30 protein-coding genes, 1 tRNA gene and 1 pseudogene are annotated in these 26,951 nt (G+C 69.2%); 25 read left to right on the top strand and 7 right to left on the bottom strand.

Annotated elements, in window-relative coordinates:
- Window positions 1-8 precede the first annotated feature (8 nt).
- Window positions 9-947 carry a glutamate ABC transporter substrate-binding protein gene (locus JWR81_RS11235; RefSeq protein WP_297650256.1) on the bottom strand — a complete coding sequence of 313 codons (939 nt, stop codon included), beginning with the start codon at window positions 945-947 and terminating at the stop codon, window positions 9-11.
- 178 nt (window positions 948-1,125) lie between these two features.
- On the opposite strand from JWR81_RS11235, the gene JWR81_RS11240 reads away from it, so the two are divergent.
- The 3 genes from JWR81_RS11240 to JWR81_RS11250 are packed head-to-tail and all read left to right on the top strand — an operon-like array spanning window position 1,126 to window position 2,623.
- Complete coding sequence (locus tag JWR81_RS11240) at window positions 1,126-1,368, top strand: hypothetical protein (RefSeq protein WP_297650263.1); 243 nt, start codon at window positions 1,126-1,128, stop codon at window positions 1,366-1,368.
- On the top strand, window positions 1,368-2,066 hold the full coding sequence (locus JWR81_RS11245; protein ID WP_297650265.1) for an alpha/beta fold hydrolase: 699 nt from the start codon (window positions 1,368-1,370) through the stop codon (window positions 2,064-2,066). Before JWR81_RS11240 ends, JWR81_RS11245 begins: the two co-directional genes overlap by 1 nt.
- Window positions 2,067-2,122: 56 nt before the next feature.
- Window positions 2,123-2,623, top strand: coding sequence for an OsmC family protein (locus JWR81_RS11250; RefSeq protein ID WP_297650267.1), 501 nt, complete (start codon window positions 2,123-2,125; stop codon window positions 2,621-2,623).
- Here the strand turns inward: JWR81_RS11250 and JWR81_RS11255 are convergent.
- On the bottom strand, window positions 2,613-3,170 hold the full coding sequence (locus tag JWR81_RS11255; RefSeq protein ID WP_297650269.1) for a TetR/AcrR family transcriptional regulator: 558 nt from the start codon (window positions 3,168-3,170) through the stop codon (window positions 2,613-2,615). The genes JWR81_RS11250 and JWR81_RS11255 overlap by 11 nt on opposite strands.
- Window positions 3,171-3,228: 58 nt before the next feature.
- Here JWR81_RS11255 and JWR81_RS11260 point away from each other — a divergent pair, with 58 nt between their 5' ends.
- From JWR81_RS11260 to JWR81_RS11270, 3 genes are all read left to right on the top strand, one after another.
- Window positions 3,229-4,368 carry an acyl-CoA dehydrogenase family protein gene (locus tag JWR81_RS11260; protein ID WP_297650271.1) on the top strand — a complete coding sequence of 380 codons (1,140 nt, stop codon included), beginning with the start codon at window positions 3,229-3,231 and terminating at the stop codon, window positions 4,366-4,368.
- A gap of 11 nt (window positions 4,369-4,379) precedes the next feature.
- Complete coding sequence (locus JWR81_RS11265) at window positions 4,380-5,138, top strand: SDR family NAD(P)-dependent oxidoreductase (RefSeq protein WP_297650273.1); 759 nt, start codon at window positions 4,380-4,382, stop codon at window positions 5,136-5,138.
- Window positions 5,139-5,303: 165 nt separating this feature from the next.
- The gene (locus tag JWR81_RS11270) at window positions 5,304-5,591 is read left to right on the top strand and encodes a hypothetical protein (protein ID WP_297650274.1); all 288 of its coding nucleotides are present in this window, start codon (window positions 5,304-5,306) and stop codon (window positions 5,589-5,591) included.
- On the opposite strand, the gene JWR81_RS11275 is transcribed toward JWR81_RS11270, so the two are convergent.
- Window positions 5,585-6,232 carry a FadR/GntR family transcriptional regulator gene (locus JWR81_RS11275; RefSeq protein ID WP_297650276.1) on the bottom strand — a complete coding sequence of 216 codons (648 nt, stop codon included), beginning with the start codon at window positions 6,230-6,232 and terminating at the stop codon, window positions 5,585-5,587. The genes JWR81_RS11270 and JWR81_RS11275 overlap by 7 nt on opposite strands.
- Window positions 6,233-6,354: 122 nt before the next feature.
- Here JWR81_RS11275 and JWR81_RS11280 point away from each other — a divergent pair, with 122 nt between their 5' ends.
- The 13 genes from JWR81_RS11280 (at window position 6,355) to JWR81_RS11340 (ending at window position 18,255) form a co-directional block, all read left to right on the top strand.
- Window positions 6,355-7,230, top strand: coding sequence for a fumarylacetoacetate hydrolase family protein (locus tag JWR81_RS11280; protein WP_297650278.1), 876 nt, complete (start codon window positions 6,355-6,357; stop codon window positions 7,228-7,230).
- Entirely contained in the window at window positions 7,230-7,991 is a 762-nt protein-coding gene (locus tag JWR81_RS11285) for an alpha/beta hydrolase (RefSeq protein WP_297650280.1), read from the top strand. The genes JWR81_RS11280 and JWR81_RS11285 overlap by 1 nt, the downstream gene beginning before the upstream one ends.
- A gap of 25 nt (window positions 7,992-8,016) precedes the next feature.
- Entirely contained in the window at window positions 8,017-9,252 is a 1,236-nt protein-coding gene (locus JWR81_RS11290; protein WP_297650282.1) for an amidohydrolase family protein, read from the top strand.
- On the top strand, window positions 9,249-9,599 hold the full coding sequence (locus JWR81_RS11295; protein WP_297650284.1) for a DUF1636 family protein: 351 nt from the start codon (window positions 9,249-9,251) through the stop codon (window positions 9,597-9,599). Before JWR81_RS11290 ends, JWR81_RS11295 begins: the two co-directional genes overlap by 4 nt.
- A 93-nt stretch (window positions 9,600-9,692) precedes the next feature.
- Window positions 9,693-10,502, top strand: coding sequence for a PhzF family phenazine biosynthesis protein (locus tag JWR81_RS11300; RefSeq protein ID WP_297650286.1), 810 nt, complete (start codon window positions 9,693-9,695; stop codon window positions 10,500-10,502).
- A gap of 22 nt (window positions 10,503-10,524) precedes the next feature.
- Window positions 10,525-10,911, top strand: coding sequence for a VOC family protein (locus tag JWR81_RS11305; protein ID WP_297650288.1), 387 nt, complete (start codon window positions 10,525-10,527; stop codon window positions 10,909-10,911).
- Between the two features lie 205 nt (window positions 10,912-11,116).
- A complete protein-coding gene (locus tag JWR81_RS11310; RefSeq protein ID WP_297650290.1) occupies window positions 11,117-11,788 on the top strand; it encodes a class I SAM-dependent methyltransferase in 672 nt (223 codons plus the stop codon).
- Between the two features lie 77 nt (window positions 11,789-11,865).
- On the top strand, window positions 11,866-12,189 hold the full coding sequence (locus JWR81_RS11315; protein WP_297650292.1) for a hypothetical protein: 324 nt from the start codon (window positions 11,866-11,868) through the stop codon (window positions 12,187-12,189).
- 497 nt (window positions 12,190-12,686) lie between these two features.
- Entirely contained in the window at window positions 12,687-13,622 is a 936-nt protein-coding gene (locus JWR81_RS11320) for an alpha/beta hydrolase (RefSeq protein ID WP_297650294.1), read from the top strand.
- Window positions 13,623-14,386: 764 nt separating this feature from the next.
- Window positions 14,387-15,679 (top strand): condensation domain-containing protein, encoded by a 1,293-nt coding sequence (locus JWR81_RS11325; RefSeq protein ID WP_297650296.1) that lies wholly within the window; start codon window positions 14,387-14,389, stop codon window positions 15,677-15,679.
- A 21-nt stretch (window positions 15,680-15,700) separates the two neighbouring features.
- Window positions 15,701-17,092: a condensation domain-containing protein gene (locus JWR81_RS11330; protein ID WP_297650298.1), complete on the top strand. Its 1,392-nt coding sequence runs from the start codon at window positions 15,701-15,703 to the stop codon at window positions 17,090-17,092.
- Between the two features lie 641 nt (window positions 17,093-17,733).
- Window positions 17,734-17,913, top strand: a complete 180-nt coding sequence (locus JWR81_RS11335; RefSeq protein WP_297650299.1) for a hypothetical protein — start codon at window positions 17,734-17,736, stop codon at window positions 17,911-17,913.
- 57 nt (window positions 17,914-17,970) lie between these two features.
- On the top strand, window positions 17,971-18,255 hold the full coding sequence (locus tag JWR81_RS11340) for a hypothetical protein (protein WP_297650301.1): 285 nt from the start codon (window positions 17,971-17,973) through the stop codon (window positions 18,253-18,255).
- Window positions 18,256-18,721: 466 nt separating this feature from the next.
- Here JWR81_RS11340 and JWR81_RS11345 read toward each other — a convergent pair.
- Window positions 18,722-18,892: pseudogene (locus JWR81_RS11345) on the bottom strand (IS481 family transposase); the annotation flags it as partial.
- Between the two features lie 96 nt (window positions 18,893-18,988).
- The gene (map, locus tag JWR81_RS11350) at window positions 18,989-19,771 is read right to left on the bottom strand and encodes a type I methionyl aminopeptidase (RefSeq protein WP_297650303.1); all 783 of its coding nucleotides are present in this window, start codon (window positions 19,769-19,771) and stop codon (window positions 18,989-18,991) included.
- Window positions 19,772-19,837: 66 nt separating this feature from the next.
- Between map and JWR81_RS11355 the strand changes: the two genes are divergently transcribed.
- The 4 genes from JWR81_RS11355 to JWR81_RS11370 all read left to right on the top strand — a co-directional run bounded on the left by JWR81_RS11355 (window position 19,838) and on the right by JWR81_RS11370 (window position 22,316).
- Window positions 19,838-20,125, top strand: a complete 288-nt coding sequence (locus JWR81_RS11355) for a helix-turn-helix transcriptional regulator (RefSeq protein ID WP_297650305.1) — start codon at window positions 19,838-19,840, stop codon at window positions 20,123-20,125.
- Between the two features lie 657 nt (window positions 20,126-20,782).
- Window positions 20,783-21,394 carry a hypothetical protein gene (locus JWR81_RS11360; protein ID WP_297650307.1) on the top strand — a complete coding sequence of 204 codons (612 nt, stop codon included), beginning with the start codon at window positions 20,783-20,785 and terminating at the stop codon, window positions 21,392-21,394.
- A 218-nt stretch (window positions 21,395-21,612) separates the two neighbouring features.
- The gene (locus JWR81_RS11365) at window positions 21,613-22,020 is read left to right on the top strand and encodes a hypothetical protein (RefSeq protein ID WP_297650310.1); all 408 of its coding nucleotides are present in this window, start codon (window positions 21,613-21,615) and stop codon (window positions 22,018-22,020) included.
- A gap of 47 nt (window positions 22,021-22,067) precedes the next feature.
- Window positions 22,068-22,316 carry a hypothetical protein gene (locus JWR81_RS11370; RefSeq protein WP_297650312.1) on the top strand — a complete coding sequence of 83 codons (249 nt, stop codon included), beginning with the start codon at window positions 22,068-22,070 and terminating at the stop codon, window positions 22,314-22,316.
- A gap of 222 nt (window positions 22,317-22,538) precedes the next feature.
- Here JWR81_RS11370 and JWR81_RS11375 read toward each other — a convergent pair.
- Window positions 22,539-22,620, bottom strand: a tRNA-Leu gene (locus tag JWR81_RS11375).
- A 498-nt stretch (window positions 22,621-23,118) separates the two neighbouring features.
- Between JWR81_RS11375 and JWR81_RS11380 the strand changes: the two genes are divergently transcribed.
- Complete coding sequence (locus JWR81_RS11380) at window positions 23,119-23,676, top strand: DUF6616 family protein (protein ID WP_297650314.1); 558 nt, start codon at window positions 23,119-23,121, stop codon at window positions 23,674-23,676.
- An 894-nt stretch (window positions 23,677-24,570) separates the two neighbouring features.
- Here JWR81_RS11380 and JWR81_RS11385 read toward each other — a convergent pair.
- On the bottom strand, window positions 24,571-25,194 hold the full coding sequence (locus JWR81_RS11385) for a hypothetical protein (RefSeq protein WP_297650316.1): 624 nt from the start codon (window positions 25,192-25,194) through the stop codon (window positions 24,571-24,573).
- 831 nt (window positions 25,195-26,025) lie between these two features.
- On the opposite strand from JWR81_RS11385, the gene JWR81_RS11390 reads away from it, so the two are divergent.
- Entirely contained in the window at window positions 26,026-26,808 is a 783-nt protein-coding gene (locus JWR81_RS11390) for a TIR domain-containing protein (RefSeq protein WP_297650318.1), read from the top strand.
- Window positions 26,809-26,951 lie beyond the last annotated feature (143 nt).

Below are 26,951 nucleotides of genomic sequence, written 5' to 3' on the forward strand. Positions count from 1 at the left end.
CGGTGTGGTCAGGCCCCGTCGGCGGAGCCGATCGCCGGCGGCGCGGGGGCGTCACCCTTGACGACTGTGCCGATCGTGGCCTTCCAGAGCTTCGCCCAGCTGCCGTCGGCGTAGATCTTCTGCAGCCAGTCGTTCACGAACGCCTTGGCCGTCGGGTCGTTCAGCGGCAGCCCGACGCCGTAGGGCTCCTGCGTGAACGGCGTGCCGACGACCTTGACCGCCGGGTTGGTGCTCGCGTCGGAGATGAGGATGCCCTGGTCGAGAACGTAGGCGTCGGCCCGGCCCTGCTGCACCGCGGCGACGCACTGGGCGTCCTCCTGGAAGAGCAGGGTCTTCGCGGTGGGCACGGCCTTCTGCAGCGCGAGCACGGCGGTGGAGTTGGCCTCGGTGGCGACGGTCTTGCCGGCCAGGTCCCCGACTCCTCTGATCGAGGTGTTGTCTGCCTTGACCATGATCGCGTCACCGGACTCGTAGTACGGCCCCGCGAACGCCACCTTCTGCGCCCGCTGCGGCGTGATCGTGTACGTGGCGAACACGGCGTCGACGGTGTTGTTCTGCAGCAGCGTCTCGCGCGTGTCGACGGTGGTGATCGTCAGCTGCGTCGCGTTCCCGGTCTTGCCGGTGATGTAGTGCGCGAGCATCTGCGACAGGCCGGCGTCGAAGCCGGTGACCTTGCCCGTGGCGGGGTCCTTCAGGGAGAACAGCGGTCCGGCGTCGGTGCCGCCGACGTTGAGCGTGCCGCGCTGCTTGATCTTGTCGGCCCATGATCCCGCCGCGATGGCCGACGGGTCGGCCACCGGCGAGCCGGCGATGACCGCGTCATAGGTGCTGGTGTCGGCCTGCCCCGGCAGTGCGGGTGCGGAGCCGTCGTCGGCGCAGGCCGCGAGCGCGAGTGCGGCGGCGGCCGCGACGGCGAGGAGATGCAGACGCCTGGCTGACCTGATCACGGTGGACCCCCCGGTGTCGTGTGGGGGCGAACCCTGCACCCACGATCGGGTGGCGGCAACTCGGGGGAGACCGTTTCGAGATCTGCCCGGGAACGCTCCGTCGGGCGGCCGACGGGGGTCGCGTTCTAGACTCGGCACACGGGCGGACGCCCGGCCACGAAGGGGCGGTTGGACCGACATGTGGGCTTTCTTCTCGCGGCGGCTGCGGATGTGGCTGATCCTGGCGGTCGGCGCTCCCATCCTGGCGTGGCTGCTGGGCAAGGTCGGTGACCTCATCGAGTCGCGCAAGGGCCCGAACACCGCCAGCAAGGTGCTCAAGAAGGGCAGCGGCTTCCTGCGGCGCCGCACGAAGGGCCCGCTCGCGGGCCGTACGGCCGCCGACCCCGCCGGTTCGCGCGACGCGGGCGTACCCACCCGCTGATGGCCCGTTACGTGCTGGTCCACGGGGCGTGGGGCGGCTCGTACGGTTTCCGGCACGTGCGCCGCGCGCTGCACGCCGAGGGCCACGAGGTGCTCACGCCGAGCCTGACGGGCATCGGCGAGCGCTCGCACCTGACCGGGCCGCTGGTAGACCTCTCCACGCACGTGCTCGACGTCGTCAACGCGGTCCGCTACGAGGATCTGCGCGACATCGTGCTGCTCGGCTTCTCCTACGGCGGCATGGTCGTGAGCGGGGCGCTGGAGCAGATCGGCGACCGCGTGCGCGAGCTCGTCCTGCTCGACGCGTTCCTCCCCGACGACGGCGACAGCGTCGCGTCGATGACGGGCGGCGCGCTCGGCGGGACGACCGACGGCATCGGCGCGCCGTGGCTGGTGCCGGCGAGTCCCCGCGAGTACGACGACCCGGACGTCGGTGCCTGGTCGAACCCGCGCCGTACAGGCCAGCCGGTGCGCACGCTCACCGAGCCGGTGCGGCTGCGCACTCCGTTGGAGGAGCGGCCGTTCGGCCGCACCTACATCCGTGCGACGCAGGACCCGAACGGTGCGACGTTCGAGGCCTCGGCCGCGCGGGCCCGGGCATCGGACGCCTGGCGCTACCACGAGATCGCGACCACGCACATGGTGCCGGAGAACCGCCCCGCCGAACTGGCCTCACTCCTGCTGGCCCTCGCGACCTAGTGCGGTGGCCACGGACGTCGCCGGGTCGCTCGTGGCCACCGCACTAAGCTCCGGTCGTGTCGTCGACCGTGCACCGGTACTCCGCGACCTGCTCATGGTCGGGCTCCACAGCGGTGGGCTACCGCGACTACGACCGGTCGCACAGGATGGCGGCCGGCCCGGAGTCGCTCACGCTGTCGTCCGATCCGGCGTTCCTCGGCGACCCTGCGCGGCTCAACCCGGAGCAGCTCGTGGTGATGGCCGCGTCGTCGTGCCAGCTGCTGTCGTTCCTCGCCGTCGCGGCGCGGGCGCGGCTCGACGTCCGCGACTACCGCGACGACGCCACGGCGACCATGGCGGAGTCCGGGGCCGCGCAGCCGATGCGGCTCGACGAGATCGTGCTGCGCCCGCGCATCGTGCTGGCCCCGGATCCGAGGACCGGAGCGCCGTCCGAGGACCGCGTGCGACACCTCGTCGAGGTGGCGCACAGGGAGTGCTTCATCGCCAACAGCCTCGCGACGCCCGTGCGGATCGAGCCCACCGTGACGTTCGTGGATCAGGCGACGTTCACGGCGTGAGGCCGCGCACCACCAGCGCCGCGAGCTCGGTGTAGGCGTCGGCGTCGCCCAGTCCGGTGGCCTCGGCCACCTCGCGCTGCTGGATGCGCACCATCGTGGCGCTCAGGACGTCGGCCACGAACCGCACGTGCACCGGCCGGAACGCGCCGCTCGCCACGCCCTCGGCCACGAGCTGCTCGACGCGGCGGGCGGCGGCACGGGTGTTCTGCTCGTAGACCTCACGTACCACCGGAGCGGCCGCGACGTCGTCGAAGAACGCGGGCGACGCGGGCTCCAGCTGGGCGGCCACCCCGTGCAGGTAGGCGACGATCCGGTCGCGCGGGTCCGCCGCCGCGGCGAGCCCGGCCTCGACCCGCTCGGTGGCGCCGCGGAAGAAGTGCACGACCACGGCCCGCACCAGGGCCTCACGGGTGCCGGCCAGCGCGTAGAGCGTGGTCTTGGAGCAGCGCAGGCGGGCGGCGAGGGCGTCGATGGTGAAGTCGCGGAAGCCCTCGGCGAGGAAGAGTGTGACGAGCTGGTCGAAGAGTTCCGCCTGACGCCGAGTCACCCGAGCTGTACTCTGCACAGTACGATCGTACCCTCAATCGTACTGTTTGGAGACCGTCGTGCCCGTCGACCGGATGCTGCCCACCCAGGAGGCCGAGGACCTGCTCGATCTCGTCCGCGACATCTCCGACAAGGAGCTCGCCACCCGTGTCGACGAGCACGAGAAGGCCGAGACCTACCCCGGGGGACTCTTCGCGACGCTGGGCGAGGCCGGCCTGCTGGGCCTGCCCTACCCCGAGGAGCACGGCGGCGGCGGGCAGCCCTACGAGGTCTACCTGCAGGTGCTCGAGGAGTTCGCGATGCGCTGGGCCGCGGTGGCCGTGGCCGTCAGCGTGCACGGGCTGTCGTGCCACCCGCTCGCGGCGTTCGGCACGCCTGCGCAGCAGGAGAAGTGGCTGCCGAAGATGCTCGCCGGCGAGATGATCGGCGGCTACTCGCTGTCGGAGCCGCAGGCCGGGTCCGATGCCGCGGCGCTCACCTGCAAGGCGGAGAAGGTCGACGCCGGGTACAAGATCACCGGCACCAAGGCGTGGATCACCCACGGCGGCATCGTCGACTTCTACTCGCTGTTCGCCCGCACCGGCGAGGGCTCGCGCGGTGTCTCCTGCTTCCTCGCTCCCGGTTCCGCCGACGGCCTGTCGTTCGGCAGGCCCGAGGAGAAGATGGGCCTGCACGCCATCCCGACGGTCACCGCCCACTGGGACGGCGCCGTGATCGACGCCGACCGGCTCATCGGCGCCGAGGGCCAGGGGCTGCCCATCGCGCTCAGCGCCCTGGACTCGGGTCGCCTGGGCATCGCCGCCGTCGCCACCGGGCTCGCGCAGGCCGCGCTCGACGCCGCCGTCGACTACGCCCACGAGCGCAGCGCGTTCGGCAAGAAGATCATCGACCACCAGGGCCTGGGTTTCCTGCTCGCCGACATGGCCGCCGCCGTCGACTCGTCGCGCGCCACCTACCTCGACGCCGCCCGCCGCCGCGACGCCGGACGCGACTACTCCCGCCAGGCCAGCGTCGCGAAGCTGATCGCCACCGACGCGGCCATGAAGGTCACCACCGACGCCGTGCAGGTGTTCGGCGGCTACGGCTACACCCGCGACTTCCCCGTCGAGCGCTACATGCGCGAAGCGAAGATCACCCAGATCTTCGAGGGGACCAACCAGATCCAGCGCCTGGTGATCAGCCGCCAGCTCGCGAAGTAGGAGACAACGCCATGCAGATCACCGGAACCGCCGCACTCGTGACGGGCGCCGCGTCCGGCCTGGGCGCGGCCACCGCCGCCGCCCTCGCCGCTCAGGGTGCCACCGTGTACGGCCTGGACCTGGAGAAGGCCGTCGCCAACGGCACGCCCCCGGACGGCGTCACGCTGCTCGCCGCCGACGTCACCGAGGAGGCGCCGGTCCGCGAGGCGCTGGCCCGCATCGCCGACGACGGCGCCGAGCTGCGCACCGTCGTCAACTGCGCGGGCATCGGCCCCTCGGCCCGGGTCCTGAGCCGCAAGGGCCCGCACGACCTCGAGCTGTTCCACACCGTGCTCAAGGTCAACCTGCTCGGCACGTTCAACGTCATGCGGCTGGGCGCCGAGGCCATGTCCACCCTCGAGGCCGACGAGAACGGCCAGCGCGGCGTCGTGGTCAACACCGCGTCGGTGGCGGCGTTCGAGGGCCAGATCGGCCAGATCGCCTACGCGGCGTCGAAGTCCGGTGTCGCCGGCATGACGATCACCGCGGCCCGCGACCTCGCCCAGTTCGGCATCCGGGTCATGACCATCGCCCCCGGCATCGTCGATACCCCGATGCTCGCCACCGTCAGCGAGGAGTTCCGCGCCACCCTCAGCGCGGGCGTGCCGTTCCCGCAGCGGCTGGCGCAGCCGGAGGAGTTCGCGAAGCTCGTCACGATGATCGCGGAGCACGACTACCTCAACGGCGAGACCATCCGCATGGACGGCGCGCTGCGGATGGCGCCCCGATGACCTCGACGCGGTAACCCCCACGGGCCGCGGGGGTCGTGGAGCGACGCGAACCGCCCGTCACCCCGTCCCGGAGCCCACCCTCCCCCGGGCTCCGGGCGATGAGTTACGAGCAGGCCGCAGGTCTGCCCTTCACGAGCCGCCGCCGGCGGCCGGGGAGGTTGCGGCGTGGACGACCCGGACGACGCGCTGCCCATTCCCCTGCGGCCCGGGCAGCGGTTCCGCCGGCACGCGGTGACCCTGTCCGCCGGGGCGACCCTGCCCTTCGTCGACGAGGAGTGGCGCGGCGCGCTCGTCGTCGTCGAGCAGGGGGCGGTCGACCTCTGCTGCTCCCGGGGCGCCCGGCGCCGGTTCACCACGGGAGCGGTGCTCTTCCTCGACGGGCTGGGCCTGGTGGCGCTGAACAACCCCGGGACCGGCGAGCTGCGGCTCGTGGCCCTCAGCCGGCGTCAGTGACGGCCGAGCAGGTTGTCGGCCACGTTCTCCAGGTGGGCGCGCATGGCGTCGTGGGCGCCGGAGGAGTCGCGGTCGCGCAGCGCGTCGACCACCGCGTTGTGCTCGGCGCGGTAGCAGGCCCGCCGCTCCGGCGTGGACGTGCGTCGCTTGAGGCTGCCCCACACCGGTAGCGCGCGGGCGGCGTTCATGACGTCGAACATGCTCATGAGCAGCCCGTTGTGGGCCGCCTGGGCGATGGCCTGGTGCAGCCTGGCGTCCCAGGACTCGAAGCCCTCGAACCCGTCGGCGTCCCCTCCGCGCTGCAGGCAGCGGGTGATGCGGTCGAGGTCGGCCTGGGTGGCGACGCGGGCGGCGAGCGCGGCCACCGGCGGCTCCATCACGAGCCGGACCTGCATGATCTCGGCCGGACTGGTGTCGGCGGGCGCGGTACCGCTGCGCTGTGAGGCGTCGGTGAGGAACGTGCCGCGCCCCACGTGCCGGACGACGAGCCCGTCCTCCTCCAGCACGTCCAGGGCCCGGCGGATCGCGCTGCGCGGGGCGGCGAGGCGCTCGACCAGCGCGCGCTCGGTGGGCAGCTTGGCGCCGGGCGTGAACGAGCCGTCGTCGAGCAGCGCGCGCAGGGACTGTTCCACGGTCGACACCGCTGCAGCGTAGCCGCTGAACCAATCGATACCAATATCTGACCCCTCGACACCTGTGGAATCGGGAGGTACGGTTCCGCGCTGGCCAACATTGGTAACAATTGGTTCAGATTGGTGCAGCAATGAAGCTTGTCTCGTTCTCCACCGGATCCGACGAACGCGTGGGCGTCGTCGACGTCGAGCGGGAGGTGGTGCGCGACGTGACCGGGCTGCTCCCGGCCGGCGCCGGGCTGCTCGGCCTCGTCGAGGAGTGGGCCGAGCTCGCCCCGGCGCTGAACGGGGATGCGCCCGAGCTCGCCCTCGCCGACGTGCGACTGCTCGCCCCGATCCCGCGGCCGCGGCGCAACATCTTCTGCGTCGGCAAGAACTACCGTGACCACGTCGTCGAGTTCGGCCGCAGCGGCTACGACAGCCCCGACCGCTCCGAGGCCATGCCCGAGCACCCGGTGGTGTTCTCCAAGGCCACCACGTCGGTCAACGGGCCGTTCGACGACATCGACCCCCACCACGACGTCACGAGCGAGCTGGACTACGAGGCCGAGCTGGGCGTCATCATCGGCACGGGCGGGCGCGGCATCACCCGCGACGACGCCCACGCCCACGTGTGGGGCTACACGATCATCAACGATTTCACCGCGCGCGACCTGCAGCGCACCCACAAGCAGTGGCTGATCGGGAAGTCTCTCGACACGCACTGCCCGATGGGCCCCTACGCCGTCACCGCCGACGAGATCGACGACGTCACGGCGTTGATGGTGGAGAGCCGCGTCAACGGGGAGCCCCGTCAGTCGGCGCCGGTGAAGGACCTGATCTTCGACATCCCCGAGCTGATCGCCAGGCTGTCCGCGGGCATCACGCTGCTGCCCGGCGACATCATCGCCACGGGCACGCCGGCGGGCGTCGGCATCGGGTTCGACCCGCCGAGGTTCATGGCCAGCGGCGACGTCGTCGAGGTGTCGATCACCGGGCTCGGCGCGCAGCGGAACCAGGTGGCCTGATGGACGTCAACGGGAAGGAACTGGCCGTCGAGGTGGACGGGGAGGGCCCCGCGGTCCTGCTCGTGCACGGGCTCGGCGGGACGTCGAACTTCTACCAGGTCCAGGCCGACGCGCTGGCCGAGCGGTTCCGGGTGATCCGCGTCGACTCCGCGGGAGCGGGCCGCTCCCCCGTCGCCGACGGCATCTCGATCACGAGCCACGCCGACGACCTCGCCGCCGTGCTGGACGCGCTCGGCGTGGAGTCGGCCGCGGTGGTCGGGCACTCGATGGGCACGCTCGTCGTCCGTGACCTGGCCACCCGCTACCCGGGCAAGGTCTCCGCGATGGCCCTGCTCGGGGCGGTCCGTGAGCCCGCCGAGGCCGGACGCCAGGCGCAACGCGACCGTGCCGCCGTGCTCCGCGAGAAGGGCACCGCCGCGGTCGCACCAGGCGTCGTGGCCAACGCGTTGTCGGAGACCACGCGGCGGGACAAGCCGGAGGTCGCCGCGTTCGTGCGCGAGCTCGTCATGCGTCAGGACGCCGAGGGCTACGCGCGCAACTGCGAGGCACTCGCGACCGCCACCGACCCCGGCCCGATCGCCCCCACGCTGCCGTTGCTGCTGGTCACCGGCACCGACGACAAGGTCGGACCGCCCGAGGCCAGCCACGAGCTCGCCGCCGCCCACGGGGACGCGAGCGTCGAGATCGTGCAAGGCATCGGGCACTGGACCGCGCTCGAGGCGGCCCGTCCCGTCACCGAACTCCTGCTCAAATTCCTGTAACCCTCACCGCCGAGGAGACCCCCGGATGAGCACCGTCCTGTTCCGCAACGTCAGCATCCTCGACTCCACCGGAGCCGACCCCTATCCCGGCGACGTCCTCGTCGAGGACGACCGCATCGCCGCCGTCGGCACCGTCGACGCCGCCCGCGCCGAGGGCGCCCGCGTGGTCGAGGGGCGCGGCCGCACCCTGATGTCCGGCCTGTGCGACGCCCACACGCACTTCTCCTGGATCAACAGCGCCGACCTGGACGGCCTGGGCACCATGCCCGTCGAGGAGCACATCCTGGCGTGCGTGGAGTCGGCGAAGACCTACATCGACTCCGGCTACACCATGTGCGTCGGCGCCGCGTCCGCGAAGGACCGCCTCGACGTCGTCTGTCGCGAAGCCATCAACGCCGGCCGGATCCCCGGCCCCCGTTACCTGGCCAACGGGCCGGAGATCGCGGTCACCGGCGGCGCGCTGATCTCGTCGATCACGAAGTTCGCCGACGGTCCCGAGGGCATGCGCAAGGCCGTGCGCGAGCTGATCGCGCTGGGCGTCGACCAGGTGAAGCTGTCGATGACGGGCGAGGAGATCACCGGTACCCAGCGCGCGGAGGACACCTACTTCTCCGACGAGGAGGTGGCCGCCGCGGTGAACGAGGCGCACCGCCGCGGCAAGCGCGTCTGCGCCCACGCGCGCAGCGCCGAGAGCGTGAAGATGTGCCTGCGCAACGGGCTCGACATCATCTACCACGCGAGCTTCACCGACGCCGAGGGCCTGGACATGCTCGAGGAGGCGAAGGACTGGGTGTTCGTCGCACCCGGCATCAACTGGCTCGTCGCCACCCTCTACGAGGCGGAGTCGTTCGGCTTCCCGCAGGCGGCCGCCGAGGCCGTCGGCTACAAGAAGGAGCTGGAGCAGGCGATCAAGGGGCTGCGCGAGATGCACGCGCGCGGCGTCAAGATCCTGCCCGGCGGCGACTACGGCTTCGCCTGGACGCCTCACGGCACCTACGCGCGCGACCTCGAGCACTTCGTCGAGCTGCTCGGGTTCACGCCGATGGAGGCGATCCTCTCGGCCACGGCGCTGGGCGGCGAGATCATGCTGCGCCCCGACGACCTGGGCAAGGTCCAGCCCGGCTACCTGGCCGACCTCATCCTCGTGGACGGCGACCCGATCGCGGACATCACCGTCCTGCAGGACCAGGACAAGCTGAACGCGATCATGAAGGACGGTCACTTCCACAAGGATCCGGGTCACCAGGAGCCCGCCGCGTGACGCTGCTGGTCTGCCGGACCTGCCCGCGCTACGACCGCAGAGTCACCGGCGAGTTCGGCCGAGCGCTGCGAGCCGCGCTGGAGCGGGAGCCAGGAGCGACGGACGTACAGGTGCGCGGTGTCGCCTGTCTCGGGGGCTGCCCCGAGGACGGGGTCGTGGCGGTCGACGGCCCGGGCAAGGCCCGCGTCCGCTTCACCCGCGTCACCGAGGCCGACGCCGAGGCGGTTGTCCGGGCGGCGATCGCGCACGGGGCCAGCGCCACCGGCGTCCCTGCCGAGTGGGCGGTCCCCTCGGAGCTCGCAGGGCGGATCGGCACCGTCACCGCCGCGCGCGGCCCGGTCGCCTGACCACCGCCACGGACCCCACCACCGGTGGGGTCCGTGGCCACGGCCCGGGAATTGGCCGTGCCCCTCCCGCGCGGCGGGCTCTACCGTCGGCCCATGCGGATCAGGATCATCGACGCCTTCACCGACCGTCCCTTCGCCGGCAATCCCGCCGGGGTCTGTCTGCTCGACGAGTGGCCGTCCGCCGCGTGGATGCAGGACGTGGCCGCCGAGATGAACCTCGCGGAGACGGCCTTTGCCCACCCGCTGCCCCCAGGGGACGACGCCGACTGGGCGCTGCGCTGGTTCACGCCAGCCGTCGAGGTGGACCTGTGCGGCCACGCCACCCTCGCCACCACCCACGCTCTGCACGCCGACGGCCTGCTCGACGGGCCGGTCCGGTTCGCCACGCGCTCCGGCGTGCTGCGCGCCGACGTCGCCGCCGACGGCCGGATCACGCTCGACTTCCCGCTCGCCACCGTCACCGGAGTGCCCGTCCCGGACGGGGTGGCCGAGGCCGTCGGGCTGCCGGTCGTCGCCGCCCACGAGACCGGGTCACTGGGCGACCTGCTCGTCGAGGTCGCCGACGAGCAGGCCGTGCGCGCGGCCGATCCCGACCTCACCGCGCTCTTCCGGCTGCCGTGGCGGGGCCTGATCGTCACCGCGGCCGGGGCGCCGGGTGCCGGCCACGACTACGTCTCGCGCTTCTTCGCACCCGCCGTCGGCGTCCCGGAGGACCCGGTGACGGGCAGTGCCCACACCGCGCTCGCCCCGTTCTGGTCGGCGCGGCTCGGGCGGCCCGAGCTAGTCGGGCTGCAGGCGTCGCGGCGCGGCGGGCTCGTCCGCACCACCGTTGCGGGCGACCGTGTGCTGCTGGCCGGCGGTGCCGTCACCGTCGTCGACGGAAACCTGCAGATCAAGCCCTGACCTTCGCGCTACCGTCCCCGCCATGCTCGACCATCTCTCGATCCAGGTCTCCGACGTCGCCGCGGCCACCGCGTTCTACGTCGACGTGTTCGCGCCGCTGGGCGTGGGCGAGGCGATGCGGTTCGCCCGTGACGGCGGCCTGGTCGTCGGGCTCTCCGGGCCGGACGGGTTCCCGCACTTCTGGCTCGGCCCGGCCGGCGTCGCGGCCGGGAGGGAGGTGCACGTCGCGTTCACCGCGCCGTCCCGGACCGCGGTGGACGAGGTGCACGCCCGCGCGACGGCCGCGGGCGCCGAGATCCTGCACGCGCCGCGTGTCTGGCCGGAGTACCACCCCGGCTACTACGGCGTCTTCCTGCGCGACCTCGACGGCAACAACGTCGAAGCCGTCCACCACGACTTCTCGTCATGATGACGAGTCTCGCCACCTGCCGGTCAGGACCGGACGAACCGCTCGACCGCGGCCGGCAGGTGCCGGCCCATGGTGGCGCTGCCGGTGTCGGCGACGGGACCAGCTCGGCATCGGGCCAGGCGCGAGCGAGCTGCCACGCCGTCGGCGCGGGCCCGTTCGTCGCCCACTCCGCGCGGCATCTGATCGAGGCGAGCAAGGCCATCGGATGACCGCCGAGCCGGGCTTCGTACGCCGTACCCGGGCGTCCTACGACGCCATCGCACGCGACTACGCCGAGCACTTCCGTGACGAGCTCGCGTCCAAGCCTCTGGACCGCGCGCTGCTCGCGACGTTCGCCGAGCTCGTGCAGACGGCCGGTGGCGGGCGAGTCGTCGACATCGGGTGCGGCACCGGCCGCGTCACGGCCCACCTGCACGACCTCGGGCTCGACGTGGCCGGGATCGACCTCTCCCCGGGCATGGTCGGCGCGGCCCGGCGGCTGCACCCGCACCTGACGTTCGGCACCGGCTCCATGACCGACCTCGACCTCCCGGACAGGTCCGTCACCGGCCTGCTCGCCTACTACTCGATCATCCACATCCCGGACGACCTGCTGCCCCGGGTCCTCGCCGGGTTCGCGCGGGTCCTGGCGCCGGGAGGCCAGGTGCTGCTCGCGTTCCAGACCGGCGACGACCTGCTGCACCTGACGGAGGCGCTCGGACACGGGGTCGCCCTCGACTTCCACCGGCACCGCCCGGAACGCGTCGCCGAGCTGCTCGACGAGGCCGGCCTGCGCGTCCACGCGCGGACGGTGCGCGAACCCGAGGAAGGTCGGGAGCGTACGGCCCAGGCGTACCTGCTGGCCCGTCGTGACCACCGCCCAGGAGCACCTCGCTGACCTCGACCGCGCCGCACCCGGGCTCGTCGTCGGCATGCACGTCGTCGGTTCGGCGGTGCGCCGATGCCGTAGCCGGGGTGTCGGATCTCGACCTCGTCTGCAAGCTGGCATCCGCACCCGATCCAGCCGTGCTCGCCGCCGCCCTCCGCAGCAACTTCGACGTCGTCTACGTACTGCGCGGCGAGCTGGAGAAGCCGGTGGCAGAGGCGCGCAGTGTCGCCCGGGACGTGAGGGGCGTTGCACCCCGAGGAGCCGGCCGATCTGGTCCCGGTGCTCGGGGAACGGGTACGGGCCTACGCGAGGACCGTCCGCGGTTCGGCTCCGACCCGCCCGTGACCCGCGACCAGCTGGTCGCCTCCTGCCGCGCCAACCTCGGCGACTACCGGCGCCCGTTCGCGTGACGGGTGGCGCTGGCCTGTCAACCGGAGGCTGACCTGCGGCGAAGCCGCGTCCACACCCTCTGCGTCCGCGCATAGTCCGCGCGGCCTGTTCTTGCCCGCCCACACCGGGCGCTGGTGGTGATCTCCTCGCGGCACTCTCCCGATCTCCGAGCGGTGCCGGGCTCGGGCGGAGCCCGATTCTCCGCTCATGAGGCCTGCGGCCAGAGCAACCACTGATTCCGCACGCCTGGAGGGACCACGCATGACGCCACCTGCGCTGTACGCCTAAAGGGTGAAAGAACAGTCTACATGTCATGGCTTCTCGTTGCTTCTCATGTAGATAGTTCCCCGCGCCTACGTGCCGCAGGACCCTCAACCGGAGGACCCCCATGAGATGGTCGAACGCCGTTGTTCGAGCCAGCGTCGTTGCGCTGCTCGCCGCTGCCGCTCTCATCCCCGGACTCACCGCCGCATCCGCTGCGCCGGCCGGAGCAACCTGTAGCGACGTCACTCTGCCGGTGTCGATCACCGCCGGTGGCCCGAAGCAGTACTCGATGTACGGGCGGCTCTGCCAGCCCAGCGGTGGCCCCTCGAAGACCATTCAGATCCTGATCCACGGCTACACCTACGACCACGACTACTGGGCCCTGCCCGGGTTCGACGGGAAGTACGACTACACCGCAGTCGCCAACGCGGCCGGGTACACCACCTTCGCGGTCGACCGACTCGGCTCCGCCGGCAAGAGCTCGCGACCCCCGAGCGCGCTGGTCAACCTCCTGTCCGACGCCGCCTCCATGCACGACGTGGTCACCGCGGCGCGCGACGGCTCCCTCCCGGGCGGTCCGTACGGGAAGGTCCTCACCGTCGGCCACTCCTACGGCACCGCCGCCGCGTGGCAGGAAGCCGCTCAGTTCAACGACGTCGATGGCATCATCGCCTCCGATCTGGGACATCCGCTGGGCAACATCCAGGGTCTCGGGACAAGCACCATTCCGGCTCTGACCGATCCGAGGCTTCAACCGCTTGTCGGGCTCGACGCCGGCTACACGACCACCACCCCGGGCTCACGAGGACCGCTGTTCTACCGCCTGGAGGACACCGACCCCGCGGTCCTGGCCTACGACGAGCGGGCCAAGGGCATCGGCACCGCCACGGAGCTGGGCACCATCCCTCTGTACGAGACCGCGACTCTCGGGATCCGCGTCCCGATGTTGTTCGTGATGGGCCAGTACGACGGGTTCTTCTGTCGGCAGGCCGGCAAGGGTGCGATCGACGACTGCAGCACCGCCGCGACCCTCGCCGCCGCGGAGAAGCCCTTCTTCCCGCTCGTTCCTGACTTCCAGGCCTACGTCCTCCCCAACGCCGGCCACGACATCAACAACGAACTCAACGCTCGTGACTGGTTCGCCAAGGCTGCGGACTGGGCCACGACGAACTTCCCGCCCCAGGGCTGACAGGACCCGGTCGACACCGAGCCCGAAGCGCCGTGCACCGCCGCCATCTGGACGGCGGTGTACGGCGTTCTCTCATCAGAGCCGTGGGGGGACCGGGGGCGGGCAGGATGCGGTCCCTCAGCGGCGACGCAGGCTCGACACATGATCAGGTTGGCAGAAGCTCGGTGACGGCCGGCTGTCGCCGACGCCGGACAAGACGGCCGACGAGACCGACGCGTTCCACGGGGCGACTTTTCCTCAGCGGCCCTTCCCCTGCGAACCGGGCGGCGCACCTCCGCGCACGCCGGCGGCGCCGCGGCGTCGGCTCGCCTGAAAGCGAATCGACCTCGGGCCTCCGCTGACACCCAGCCAGCAGTGCCGACCACCGTGGACCCGCTGGGTCCACGATAAGAAATTCCTGGCCCGGGTCCACGATATGGAATTCCAGCCGGAGATCCACGATGTGGAATTTCCAGCCGGCCAAACCATGCGCAGTTCGCAATTAATAGCCTGGTTCCACGATGCGGAATTCGTGGGCTGTGCGCCAGGTCACCAATTGATGCGTTGTCATTCTTTCGGGTGGACGGATACTCTTCCGCCGTACCACCGCGGCGCAGTCGCCGCAACTCTCCGTAATTCCAGCTTCCCACCCTCCGTCGTCGCAGCTCGACACTGGAGAGGAGCGTGCATTTCACGTGCAGTTCACCGAACTTTCCGGTTATCACGTCCGTACCGGCGAGTGCACCATATTACGTCCGTTCTTTCGAACGGGTGGCACGAACGTGGTGGCCGACCCACGTCCCGCCGCCTACGTCCAGGAGGCGCACCTACGGGTCGCCCGGGCGCGCCGCGAGGCCGGGCGGACCGCCGCGTCCTGGCTCGGCACCGCGTTCGAGCTGTCCGGGCGCCCCGACTTCGCCGCGCTCGAACGGGCCCTGCTCGGCTGGATCGACCGGCACGAAACGTTGCGCAGCGTCCTGTCCTACACCGAGCACGGCATCTCGCGCAGCACCCTGTCGCAGGGTGACGTCGGCATCGGCAGGTGGGACCTCGGCCACTTCGGGTCCGCGCATGCACTGGCCGCCCGGCTCGAGAACCTCTTCGACAGCGAGACCGACCCGCTCACGTGGCCCTCGTACGTGTTCGCGGCGGTGTCTCACGGGGACTCGTTCACCGTCTACGTGAGCCTCGACCACTCCAATGTAGACGGATACAGCATCCTGCTGATCGCCCATGAGATCAGCGACCTGTACTGCGCGGAGACATGCGGCAGGCCCGCCGAGCTCGGCGCCGTCGGAAGCTATGTCGACTTCGCCGGTGCCGAACGGCGTTCCGCCGGGCAGGTGCTCGCCGATCACCAGACGGTTGCCGCGTGGCGGGATTTCTTGCTGTCGCACGGGGGTGAGCTGCCGGCGTTCCCGGTGCCGGTCAACCCGGAGCAGACCGCGAGCGTGGCCCAGGACGGCACCTGCCACCTGCTGCTGGACCCCGACGAGACGGCCGTTTTCGAGGCCCGGTGCCGGGAGCTTGGCGGCTCGTTCATAGCCGGCAGCCTGGCGTGCCTCGCACTCGCGGGACAGGCCGAAACCTGCTGTGGCGTGTTCGGCGCGCTGATGTCGATGCACACCCGCAGCGCCGTGGAATGGGCCGAGTCGATGGGCTGGTACGTCGGGCTCGCGCCGCTCGAGGTCACCGTCCGGCCGGGGGACGCCTTCCCCGACGTGCTCACGGCGGTGACGGCCGCGACCCGGGCGGCGAAGGCCATGGCCGCCATCCCGTTCGAGCGCATCGCCGAACTCCTCGGCTGCTGCCTGACGCCCCGCTTCGTGGTGTCCTACATGGACCTTCGTCGTGTGCCGGGCGCGGACCGGTGGGGCGACTGGAAGGCGGCCGCGCTGCGCTCGCGCAGCCCGCACGCCGACGAGGTCTACCTGTGGTTGATCCGGTCGTCGGAGGGGCTGCGGCTTTCGGCACGATATCCGGGCACCGCTGCCGGACGTGCGGTGCTGCCCCGCTACTTCGACCGCGTGGCGCAGGTTCTGCACGAGGTCGTGGCCGTGCCGCAGCTGGCAGTCTGAGGAAGGGACCCACCGATGTTGATGACCACGATCACTGACTACGCCCCCGAGCCCGGCCGCCTGGTGGAGTTCCGGGCCACCGCCGCGGGCGGCCCGGTGACGCCGGAACCGCTGTCGTACCTGCAGGAGAACCACCTGCGGCGATTGCTGGCGAACCAGGAGGCGGGCAGGTCGCAGTCGCCGTGGCTCGCGACGGTGTTCGACCTGCCGGGAAGGTTCCGGCCGGAGGCGATGGCCGCGGCACTGGAGAAGTGGCTCGACCGTCATCCGACGCTGCTCACCTGGTTCTCCCTCGACGACGACGGGGACCTGCAGCGGCACACCGTCGAGCGGGACACCGTGGCGCTGGAGATCGTGCCAGCCGGGGAGGTCGCGGACATTGCGGGATACCTGCACGAGCGGTTCGACGAGGGCACGGATCCCTTGCGGTGGCCGCCGTTCGTCGCCGGCGCGATCGTGCGCGAGGACAGCGCGACCGTCTACTACGCGGTGGACCACAGCCACTCCGACGGCTACTCGGTGATGCTGGTGTTCGTGGAGCTGCGGGCGTTCTACGAAGCGGAACTGGCGGGCACGCTGGCGCGGCTGCCCGAGGTGGGCAGCTATGTCGACGCGTGCGTGCTGGAACGTGAGCGGGCAGCCGGCCTGACGCTGGATTCGCCCGAGGCGCACGAGTGGCTGGACTTCTGGCTTTCCGGGCCGCCGCCGAGGTTCCCACTCGAGCTCGGCACCGAGCCGGGTCGGTTCTACCCGACCGCGGCGGTGGACCTCGACGTGTTCGACGCGGCCGAGGCGGAGGCCTTTTCGCACGCGTGCAAGGCGAACGGCGCGGGCCTCTCCGCGGGGTGGCTCACCGCGCTGGGGATCACGGCGTACGAGCTGGCAGACGTCAAGAACTATCGGGGCCTGGCGGTCGTGCACACGCGGGACGAGCCGCGTTGGCAGGCAGCGCAGGGCTGGTTCATCAACCTGGGGCCGGTGGCGTTCCCCTTGGCGGGGCAGGGCGACTTCGGCGAGGTGGTCGCGCGGGCGCAGGCGGCATTCGAGCAGGCGCAGAGCCTGGCTCAGGTGTCGCTGCTGCGGGTCGCCGAGCTACTCCTGGGCCTGGACCCCCAGGGCGACGCGGCGGCCGTTCCGCCCATGGCGTCCTATTTGGACATGCGGCACGCGCCCTGCGCGCGCGAGTGGAAGGAGGCGAACGTGGCGCTGCTGGTCGGCCAGGGCCAGACGGCGGATGTGTCGATGTGGTTGAACCGCCTGGTGGGCCGGACATACCTCAAGGCGCAGTACCCGGACACCGAGGCGGCGCGAGCCGCGGTGTCCCGCTGCCTGGAACATCTGGTGCGCGTACTGCGGGAGATCGCGCGGACCGGCAGGTACCGGATCAGCCCTCCGGTTCCGGTACCGGTGTGATCTGCTCGACGGCCCGCTGAACCCCGGCGGGCGCTCGGGCCGGCGCGCCGCAGCCATCGTGGAGTAACCAGACCACGGTTGGCCGCGTGGGGCTTGTCATGCTCCTGCACTCCTCCCCGCCCCCGGCGCGATATCACGAGAATCGGGTCAGAATCGACGTGGCACGAAGCGTCGCCAGTTTTCTGCTCGGCAGACGTTCGAGGTCTTGAATTCGTGAGATGACCACCTCCGGCGCCGCGAGGCCGAACTCCTCGAGGCCTCGTTGCAGTGCCTCAGCAAGCACTGTTATCGCTTCTCCCGCTCGTAATACGAATATCAGCACCGCGTGCGGTCGAGACCGTGGCGCCATGTTGCAACATTCAGCGCGACCGGCACGAACGGGACTTCGGCGATATGTGTGGAGGATGTTCTCTGGCTCTGCCCGGGCGCTCGAACGTCGACCCACACGGTGCGGTGGACCGTTGCGGGGACCCCTGGCGAGCACCCTTCGAGACGGCCGCGCTCGCCGACGCCTTCCGGTCGGGTCCGGTCAGCACGGCCCCGAAGGGCGAAGCGTTCATCGTCGCGTCAGGTCGGCCCACGTCGATGCAACGCGAACAGAAGAGGATCCGCCGGCTCGACTTCACGATGAGTACGTGGACATGAAGTGGCCACACCTCGTGTCGAACTCGCGGCGAAACACGGCGCGGGCCCTCACCACGGCGACGTTCGCACTGATCGTCTCCGATCGCGGACGCCTGACCGACGCCGAGATACGGAAGGCGCTCACCGCCTGGGCGTTCAACGGTGGGGCCCGCAGGAAGGCCTGCGGTACTCCCTGACGAAGCGTCTCGACGGGACGGCAGCGGCCGCAGGCACCGTCCAGCGCCAACGGGGGTGTGCTGGTCAACCTCGCCGAGTATGCGATCGAAGAGCGGATCTTCGAAACCGATCCGCTGAACAGCCCCGCGTGGAAGGTCCCGAAGACGGTCAAGAGCGTCGACAAGCGGGTGGTCGTCAACCCGGACCAGGGGCGCGCGCTGCTTCGAGCCGCCACCGCGGAGAAGCCGAGCGGCGCACGCCTGGTCGCGTTCTTCGGTGCCAGGTACTTCGCCGCACTTCGCCCAGCAGAAGCCGCGTCGCTGCGCCGGTCGAACCTCGACCTGCCTGCGGCGGGCGGATGAGGTGAGCTGCTCATCGAGTTCTCGACGCCCCCCGCGGGAGCGACGTGGACAGACACCGGAGTCCGACGGGAGCAGCGGCAACTGAAGCATCACCAAGGGCAAGACGCTCAGTTCCGAGCCCGCCGAGCTGACAACGCTTCTCACGGATCATCTCGCCACGTTCGGCACGACGGCCGATGACCTGCTCTTCCGAGGAGCTCGCCAGGACCAACTCGCCGAGAGCACGTACGCCCGGGTCTTGGCGAAAGGCACGGGTCGCCAGTCCACTCGCCGGACGTCCGTACGACCTCAGGCACGCCGCCGTGTCGACCTGGCTCAACGCCGGCGTGCCCTCCACACAGGTCGCGGAGTGGGCCGGGCACAGCGTAGGAGTGCCGCACCAGATCTACGCCAAGTGCATCGTCGGCCAGGACTAGGCAGCCAAGAAGCGGATCGCGGACGCGCTCGGCTCGATCGGTCCGGCCGCCTAGATGTACTGACCGGGGACGTTCGTCAATCGCGCGAAGGGCGGCTGGTTGGCGCAGGCGGTGTGCGGCCGATGGCGGTTGTAGTGATGGAGCCAGGTAGTGAGTGTCCATCCGTCGGCCATGGTGCGGTGGAACCGCTCGATCTTGCCGATGGTCTGCGGACGCGGGGGGTCAGGGCAGCGTTGACGTGGGACACCGGCAGCCGTCCATCTGAACGACGATGAGTGGTGAGCTGCTGGGCGCGGGGAACGCGGATGGCTGTCACCTCATGGTTGCGCCTGCTTCGGCAAGGTGAGAACTTCGGATCCGTCGTTGGTGATAGCGATCGTGTGCTCGCTGTGCGCTGTCCGGCAGCCTGTCGCGCTTCGGAGTGTCCAGCCATCGGCATCGGTGACGAGTTCGGCGGTGTCCGCCATGATCCATGGCTCCAACGCCAGCAACAGCCCAGGGCGCAGCCTGTATCCGCGGCCGGGCCGCCCCGTGTTCGGGACGTGCGGGTCCTGGTGCATCGTCGATCCGACGCCATGACCTCCGAACTCGGTGCTGATCGGATATCCCGCCTCGCTGAGGACCGAGCCGATGGCATGGGAGATGTCACCGAGGCGAGCCCCTGGGCCGGCTGCGGCAATCCCTGCGCTCAATGCGCGCTCGGTCGCGCTGATCATCGCAACGCTCTCCGGGGGGTTCGAGTCGCCCACAATGAAGCTGATGGCGGAGTCAGCGACAACTCCGCCTTCGGAGACGGCGAGGTCGAGCGTCAGCAGGTCGCCGTTGGCAAGCGCGTAGTCGTGGGGCAGTCCGTGGAGCACGGCGTCGTTGACTGACGTGCAGATGTAGTGACCGAACGGCCCGCGTCCGAAGGACGGCTCGTAGTCGACGTAACAGGATCGTGCTCCGGCCTCGGTGATCATGGACTGGGCCCAACGGTTGATGTCCAGGAGGTTCGTGCCCACCTCGCAGCGACTCCTCAGCGTCTGCAGGATGTCGGCGACCAGAGCGCCTGCCTGCCTGGCTCGTGGTAGTTCGGTCGGGCTGAGGATCTCGATCATGCGACGCCTTACTCGTTCAGCCACTAAGTATCCCGGCCATATTATCCCGGTACTACAATTGGTGTCATGGTCAGGTTGCCGCTCACTCCCGCAGAGGTCGAGCGCGGGCAGCGTCTCGGCGCCCTCCTGCGTCGAGCCAGGGGGGAGCGTTCGATGCTCGGCACCGCGCTGGACGCAGGTGTCTCGCCAGAGACTCTTCGAAAGATCGAGTCCGGTCGCGTAGCCACCCCTGCCTTCCCGACCATCGCTGCGATCGCCGACGTTCTCGGCCTTTCCCTTGATGCAGTGTGGGCGGAGATCAACCAGACGGGACGGCGCTGCCGATCCCGCGAGGTCTGGTCGCAACGCAGGTGAGCGGTTGGCCTCGTGGTCTCGATCCCGCAGCTTCGTTGCAGTTGCCGACGATAGAGAGCACCTGGGCGCGGTTCTCAACCAACGTCCCCGGCCCGAACACCTAGAACTTCAGCGCGTATTCAGCGCAGACACCCGCCAACCACCCGCGTGACCCGGACAGCACCGACATCGCAAGATCGCCCCCTGGCTACGAATCTCCTGACCAGGGGGCGATTCTGCCGGTCCGGCGGAGGTGCCCCCGGTGGGATTCGAACCCACACTGGGACCCTTAAAGGGAAACCGCGCCCCGCCGTGATCATGCCTCTGACCAGCACATACAGCTGGGCAGCGAGGGCCGCGACGAGAAGTTTGGCACGTATTTGTCACGCGGGCAGTCGGTTCGCACTTGGCTGATCCGCCGTCAACCGACCTTGACACAGCCCACCCGGCGCTGACCCCAACCTTGTCGCCGAGGGCGGCCGGAGCCACTCGTGATGAGAGTTCCGAACAACCAAATCCGCGTCCCACGCCGTCCTAGCATCGTGAAGCGGATCGTCTGTACAGCAGTCGTCGCGATGCCGTGCACGATGAACGGGCGGATCGGCTTCACGGGCTGGAGCCTGGTCGGGCTCGCGTGTAGCAGCTTTGATCTTTGACCCGAGTAAGGGGCGTGATCAGATGGGTAACCATTGCCGCGCGTCGTATGTGCTGGCCCTCGCGCTCGTCGCCTTCCTCGGCGTGGCGTGCGGCCAGGCGCCCACCCTGGCCAGCGCTGCCGCCGCGCCGCAGCTTGCCCCGCCGACCCCGGACCCCGCTCTGGCTGCAACCGTCGCTTCGAAGGCAAAGGTCCCGGTGTGGCATCCGGCCCCGCCCGGTCCGGGTGAGCGGGTCTACGAGTCCTTCGGGGTCCGCACCTCCCCCGCGCCGCCGGGCATAGTGACGGCGGTGTCGGCCGCTGATGTACTCACCGTGCCCGACGTCGTCAACGTCTCCGCGGAGAAGCTCGCGACCGGAACGCCGGACATCGAGCTGCGCCTCGTCACGACCGGAGACTTTCCGCCCGGTAGCGAGACGGTCAACAACCCGCTCAAGGATCAGCCGGGGTGGGTTCTGACCTTCCAGAGCTCCACGCCCGCAGCGGGTGGCTCGGGCGTTCCGGGTCAGCCCGGGGTCGATGTGGAGCACACCGTCTGCACGTTCACGATCATCATCGACGCCACGAGCGCGGCCGACATCGCGAACTTCCAGGAGTGCCACGGGTTCGGGCGGAGCCCGTCCCTTCGTCGGTGAATGTCACTATCCGTCCAACCTGCACGATCCGATGGTGTCGGCCATGACCGACCCCGGGCCGGAGTACTGGCGGCGGCAGGCGGCACAAACTGCCGGTGATCAACGCGAGCAGAGCCAGATCGACCAGGAGCCCGATCGCTTCACGGGCCTGACCACCGTGGGGTCGGATCGTGGGACGCTCCACCTCGTCGATCCCACGGTGCGAGGACGAACGCCTCGTGGCGCTGCTCGATGACGCCCGATCGGTGGACATCGAGGTGGAGTTCGCCGACAGCCCTCGCTCGCTGCGAGAGCGCGGGCTCCTCACGAAGAATCCGATCACCGGACTGTCCCGGAGGGCACCGAGGACGGTCCAAGCGATCGACCGACGCGTGGTCGTTAACCCGGTCCAGGCACGAGCTCTCCTCGACGCTGTTCACGCCGAGAAGCCGAGTGGCGCCCTGCTCGTCGCGTTCTTCGGCGCGATGTACTACTCAGCCCTTCGACCCGGCGAAGCCGCCACGCTCCGGAAGTCCAATCTCGCGTTGCCCGCCGAGGGCTGGGTGAGCCTGGTGCTGGAGGCATCCACGCCAGAAGCCGGTGCTTCGTGGACCGACAGCGTCGACGGCGCGAGGAACGCCAGCTGAAGCATCGTGCCCGCGGTGAGACCCGGGTTGTCCCATCGCCCCCGGAGTTGACCGCGCTCCTGCACGCCCATCTGGAGCTTTACGAGCCCGGCAGGAATGGTCTGCTCTTCGGCGGCGTGCGCGGTGGCCTCCTCGCGGAGAGCACCTATTGCCGGGTCTGGCGGAAGGCACGCGCGGCGACGCTGACGCCCGCCGAGGTCGCTGCCCCGCTTGCTCGCCGACCGTACGACCTGCGGCACGCGGCGGTGTCGACATGGCTGAACGCCGGTGTCCCGTCGACGCAGGTCGCGGCATGAGCCGGCCCCAGTGTCGCCGTGCTCCATCAGATCTACGCCAAGGTGATCGTCGGCCAGGAGCAGTGGGCTCGGCGACGGATCCATGAGGCGCTCGGCGGATCAGAACTTCGACACGGATAGCTGGTGAGCACGGGTTCCACCCGGATACACCCGGACAACACAAGATCGCCCGCTGACCGCGTATCTGCTGGTCAGCGGGCGATTCTGCTGGCTGTGGCGGGGTGCCCCCGGTGGGATTCGAACCCACACTGGGACCCTTTTAAGGGGAGCCGCTCCCCTGCCGTGATCATGGCCCTGACCTGGCCTAACTCCGGCCATCACGTCGACTCGACGAGAACTTCGGCACGCATTTGGCACGCAGGCCTTCAGGCTGGGTCTTCCCTTCCACGCCGTCAACGCGACCTTGACGCCCGACTTGCGGCCGACCAGTCCGCTCGCCTGGCACTGGATCATCAGCTTGGGAACCAGCGTGATGCGCCTCGATCACGGCCCTGACCTGGCCCTTGCTCAGCCCCGGCGTGACCGCCACGGACCGCCACGGACCGCCACGGACCGCCAGTGCGGGCATGCTCGGGGCACGCGACCTCACCCGCTTTCGAGGTTTGCCTACAGGCGTTCGAGCGCGACCGTGGGCGTCTTCACCTGGGCCACCGCTCCCCCACAGTGCTCCGTCGGACGGCCGCGGACGTGGGCGAACGAGATTACGCAACTGAGTCTGAGGGTGATCATCCGCGACGCTGGGTCCAGGCTCTCGACGACGATCCCGCAGGGTCTTCTTCGAGCATTCGCACGGAGTCACGGCATGGCGTCTACCACCTGCGGCAACTGCGCGCGCCGTAGCTGGCGCGGCTATCGACGTTCCGCCGACCCAGGATGCTCTGGTAATGTGCTCCGGTTCCTCGGTCGTTGGGTCGGGCGACTGCGCCCGGAAGCGACCCCAGGCAAGGTCAGCAACGCCCGATACAACATCAGCAGCTTAGGCGGGCACCAGGTGGATACCATGGGCAATGAGAGCGGCTACATCCTCACCGAGATCTGGAACGCCAAGCCATCTTGGCTCGCACTTTCTCTAGAGAAGCGACAACAGTTCTTCCAAGAGAAGATCGGACCGCTCATTATGGGCCTAGTCGAACAGGGCGCCGAGTTCCTTGGTTGTGCCATCAACGACAACACGGGTCCGGAGCGCGTGGATTATCGGTACATGGCCGTCTGGAAGCTGCCCGACAAGGATTTCAGTGACAGGCTCGAAGCCGGCGCGAAGGAAGCAGGTTTTCTCGACTACTTCGAGCAGTTCAACTTCAGCGGTAGAATCATTGCACCGGACGTGATGAACGCCGACATGATCCAGCTCGATGCGTAGACCTGGGGTAACTGTTCAGGTCCCCGGGCAGGCGATCGTGAGGTGTGTCGGTGGCGTGACTCGGCGGCCCGGTGTGCTGATCATGTGCGGTGTCCGCGTCGGAGCTGATCGAGGCGCAAGCTCGGACGATCGAGCAGTTGCGGGCTGAGGTCGCCGAGCTCAAGCGCCAGACTGGGCTCACAAGATCAACCTTGATAAAAGCCCGAGGCTGAGTGGACGGATGGGCCATACCTTGCATGCCTCGCCAGCAGGCGAACCTTGCCGAAGCTGACCCTCTGTACGGCGCTCAATCGAGGTGGTGATCTCCTCGCGGCGCGGGTTCATCCCTGCCGGGCCGGTGGTTCGGCGTGCAGGCCACTCTTTCCCGGCTTGCATGTCGGACCGCCGGTCTGGCTGCCTCTGGCGCGCCGTGAGGAGATCGCCGCCGCACAGCAGCTCCCCTGATCTCTGAGCGGTGTCGGGTCCGGGCAGCGCCCGGGTTCTTCTCGTCGTTCTCGCGGTGGTCGCGCTGGTGTTCGGGCTCTGGGATGAGGTCGCGTCTATCGGTAGGAGCGGGGCCGGGTAGACGGTCACGCCACCCCAGGCACGGGGCGGAGACAGAGTGACTGGGGTGGCGGGGCCGGCGTAGCCGGCCACGCGCGCCGCCGAAGGCGGCGCCTTGATCCCATAGAGACAGACTCGGCAGCAGCTCGGCGAGGTACGGATGCTGAGCACTTCCGTGTCAAAGCGGAAGCCCTGGTGCGACCGGTAGCCAGCTGGGCTGTTCCTACTGGTCGGTGTAGAGCTCCGTGTCACCCCGTGGGGACAGGTACCGGGCGCGGTGGTGCCTTTCTGGTGCCTCCGACCTGGAGGCCTACCGCCCCTTACGCTCATGCGGCGGTGGTGGAACTGGCTTCAGCCAGCGTGACCGGTCACCTGTATGGACTGGATCTGGAGAGTCGGCGCGGTCGTGTGGCCGCCGATCTGCGTGTCGTACGACGTCGACCCGGCAACGGTCACGGAGGCCTTGAAGACGTCCTTCTCGACGACGTTCTTCAGGACGGCGGGGTCACCCGCGATCACAGTGTTGGTCGAGTAATCGGCAAAGCCTGACTGCAGCGGGTGCTCCACGCCGTCAACCTCCGCGCGCAGGCCGCTTGTGCCGGTAGCGGCGTCGAACTGGATAACCTCGCCGTACACGATGATGCTCTCGCCCTTGTGCGAGTCAGGGTCCTTGGCGATGAGCTGCCAGTCGCGGGCCGAGACCGCGTGAGGAGGTCCGGTTGGGGTCACCGTCGCCACGTCGACACCGCCGCTGTTGCCGTTGATCGACAGAACCGCAATGAGCAGCACAACCAGGGTCAGCGGGATCATGTACCGCTTCTTCTTGTAGAACGGCCGGCGCTTCGGAGGGACGCTGGCGGCACCCTGCGGGGGCGGCGCTTGGAAGCCAGGAGGCGGCCCCTGCTGGGCGGCGTGCTGCCGCCACGCCTCAGCCTGCTGTTCCGGGCTCAGCCGGCTCCATCGCTCGTTGTCCACGTTGACTCCCCGCTCCAGGCGCATTGTCCAGGGCACCCACACGTCCACAGGATCGGTACTTGGCTGGGTTTCGTTGCTCCCCCGGGGCGACGTCATCAGATTGAGGTACGCCGGGACGCGGAGGTCATGAGTCCACTCAGCGTCGTGCATGGCCTGGCTGGGCCATGAGCACTTCGGTGTGAAGACGGATACGGTCGCCCTGCCCGTGTCGCCTCGTACCAGTGAGTGCGGTGTGACCTGCGGCCTCGTGTCAGGCCATCTCAGCTACTGTCGGACACCGCTCCCCCGTTCGCTCCGGATTTGCTCCGGCTACGCCACCACGCCGCAGCATCGCGACACCGTGCGATGCACGGGAGGTGCCACCCGGGGGTGCGGAGTCCACCCGGCGCGCCCGCGCTCCGCCTTGCGGCGCTGCCGCATGCCGGCCCGCTGAGTGCCATCCCGTCGACCTGGCACAGCCCGACCGCGCGGGCCCTCGTGGGCAGCCCTCGACGTCACTGGACGTCCATTGCCAGGCTCTGCTCACGAGGGCCCGTGTGGTAGCCCTCCGGGAGGTCGTCGGGATGGCACGCCGCCCATCCTGTTGATCTGCCCGCCCGGCGAGGGCAAGCGCTCTTGAGGTGTCAAGATGGTCGATTACGCCACTATCGTGGCCGCTCAGCTACTCTGCGCAACCATCTGGCGCCAGCGTCGTGCCCCTAAGTGTCAGTTAGCCCGAATATCACTATTTTGTCAGACATGAGTGGCGGTCTTGGTGATTACGTGCTCGGCGAGAGCTCAGAGTCTGGCCCTGCGTGCTTCTGGAGCTATGCCCGCGAGGACGATGTGCGAATGGGAGGCAAGATCGCCCACGTATCCGAAGATTTGGCAAACTTCTATATAGTAGAAACGGGCAACCCTCTTCCAATTTTCCGCGATGTCGACGATATCTCCTGGGGGCAACGCTGGGAAGAGCGCGTCCAGCATGGCCTGCAGAATGTGATGTTCCTGATCCTCGCTGTCACACCCAACTTTCTTAAGAGTGCAGCATGTCGGTCGGAGGTTACGAAGTTTCAGGCGGTTTGTCGAGCACGGGGTGTCGACAACCTTATCCTGCCGATCGTATTCAGCGGGAAGCATCTCATTCGGCCCGACAGCCCTGATGAGATTGCGCAGCTAATCGCTAATACTCAGTATATTCCGTTTGATGAAGTCTGGTTTACCGAACGAACCGGTGAACTTTGGATGCGTACTGTACGCAGAATGGTAATGTCAATAATCGAGATTGAATCTTCAGCTGAGGAGCAGTTGACTCACGCTCTTGCGAGTGAGGCTACAGAAGGCGTTTCGATTGACGTTAAACTGGCACGAGATTCAGCCGCCAGACGGCAGCCGATCGATATCGACGGCCTCGACGAGGCATACGAGGACGATGATCCGCAGATTGCGGAAGTTATGGAAAGCCTCGAAACTGAACTAACCGACCTCGGACCCCTAATCGTACGAGCAAGCAACACGTTCGAAGAAGTCGGAGCCAAGATCGGCAGTTGGAGCGAGCAGCGTCCGAGCACTGGTAACGCGAAAGCCATCAACCAGTACTTTTTTCGGGTCGCTAAGGAACTAGTGTCGCGGTAACTAGATAACTTTACTCCGGCACCGGTTCACGGGATCATGGCTTGTGGCGTTGACTGTGACCGTGGACGTGCCGCCGCGGGATCGCGAGGTGCTGGAGTCGTGGCTGCGGGCGCCGTCGGTGGCGGCGGGGCTGGCCCGGCGGG

Origin of the sequence: Pseudonocardia sp. (assembly GCF_025965585.1) — a bacterium.
GTDB lineage: Bacteria > Actinomycetota > Actinomycetes > Mycobacteriales > Pseudonocardiaceae > Pseudonocardia.

Coding starts and splice junctions, on each gene's coding strand:
- JWR81_RS11360 (WP_297650307.1), top strand. CDS start 20,783: ATGGGTAACCATTGCCGCGCGTCGTATGTGCTGGCCCTCGCGCTCGTC.
- JWR81_RS11280 (WP_297650278.1), top strand. CDS start 6,355: ATGAAGCTTGTCTCGTTCTCCACCGGATCCGACGAACGCGTGGGCGTC.
- JWR81_RS11290 (WP_297650282.1), top strand. CDS start 8,017: ATGAGCACCGTCCTGTTCCGCAACGTCAGCATCCTCGACTCCACCGGA.
- JWR81_RS11380 (WP_297650314.1), top strand. CDS start 23,119: ATGGCGTCTACCACCTGCGGCAACTGCGCGCGCCGTAGCTGGCGCGGC.
- JWR81_RS11335 (WP_297650299.1), top strand. CDS start 17,734: ATGAAGTGGCCACACCTCGTGTCGAACTCGCGGCGAAACACGGCGCGG.
- JWR81_RS11330 (WP_297650298.1), top strand. CDS start 15,701: ATGACCACGATCACTGACTACGCCCCCGAGCCCGGCCGCCTGGTGGAG.
- JWR81_RS11245 (WP_297650265.1), top strand. CDS start 1,368: ATGGCCCGTTACGTGCTGGTCCACGGGGCGTGGGGCGGCTCGTACGGT.
- JWR81_RS11310 (WP_297650290.1), top strand. CDS start 11,117: ATGACCGCCGAGCCGGGCTTCGTACGCCGTACCCGGGCGTCCTACGAC.
- JWR81_RS11240 (WP_297650263.1), top strand. CDS start 1,126: ATGTGGGCTTTCTTCTCGCGGCGGCTGCGGATGTGGCTGATCCTGGCG.
- JWR81_RS11305 (WP_297650288.1), top strand. CDS start 10,525: ATGCTCGACCATCTCTCGATCCAGGTCTCCGACGTCGCCGCGGCCACC.
- JWR81_RS11285 (WP_297650280.1), top strand. CDS start 7,230: ATGGACGTCAACGGGAAGGAACTGGCCGTCGAGGTGGACGGGGAGGGC.
- JWR81_RS11265 (WP_297650273.1), top strand. CDS start 4,380: ATGCAGATCACCGGAACCGCCGCACTCGTGACGGGCGCCGCGTCCGGC.
- JWR81_RS11300 (WP_297650286.1), top strand. CDS start 9,693: ATGCGGATCAGGATCATCGACGCCTTCACCGACCGTCCCTTCGCCGGC.
- map (WP_297650303.1), bottom strand. CDS start 19,771: ATGATCGAGATCCTCAGCCCGACCGAACTACCACGAGCCAGGCAGGCA.
- JWR81_RS11390 (WP_297650318.1), top strand. CDS start 26,026: ATGGGAGGCAAGATCGCCCACGTATCCGAAGATTTGGCAAACTTCTAT.
- JWR81_RS11355 (WP_297650305.1), top strand. CDS start 19,838: ATGGTCAGGTTGCCGCTCACTCCCGCAGAGGTCGAGCGCGGGCAGCGT.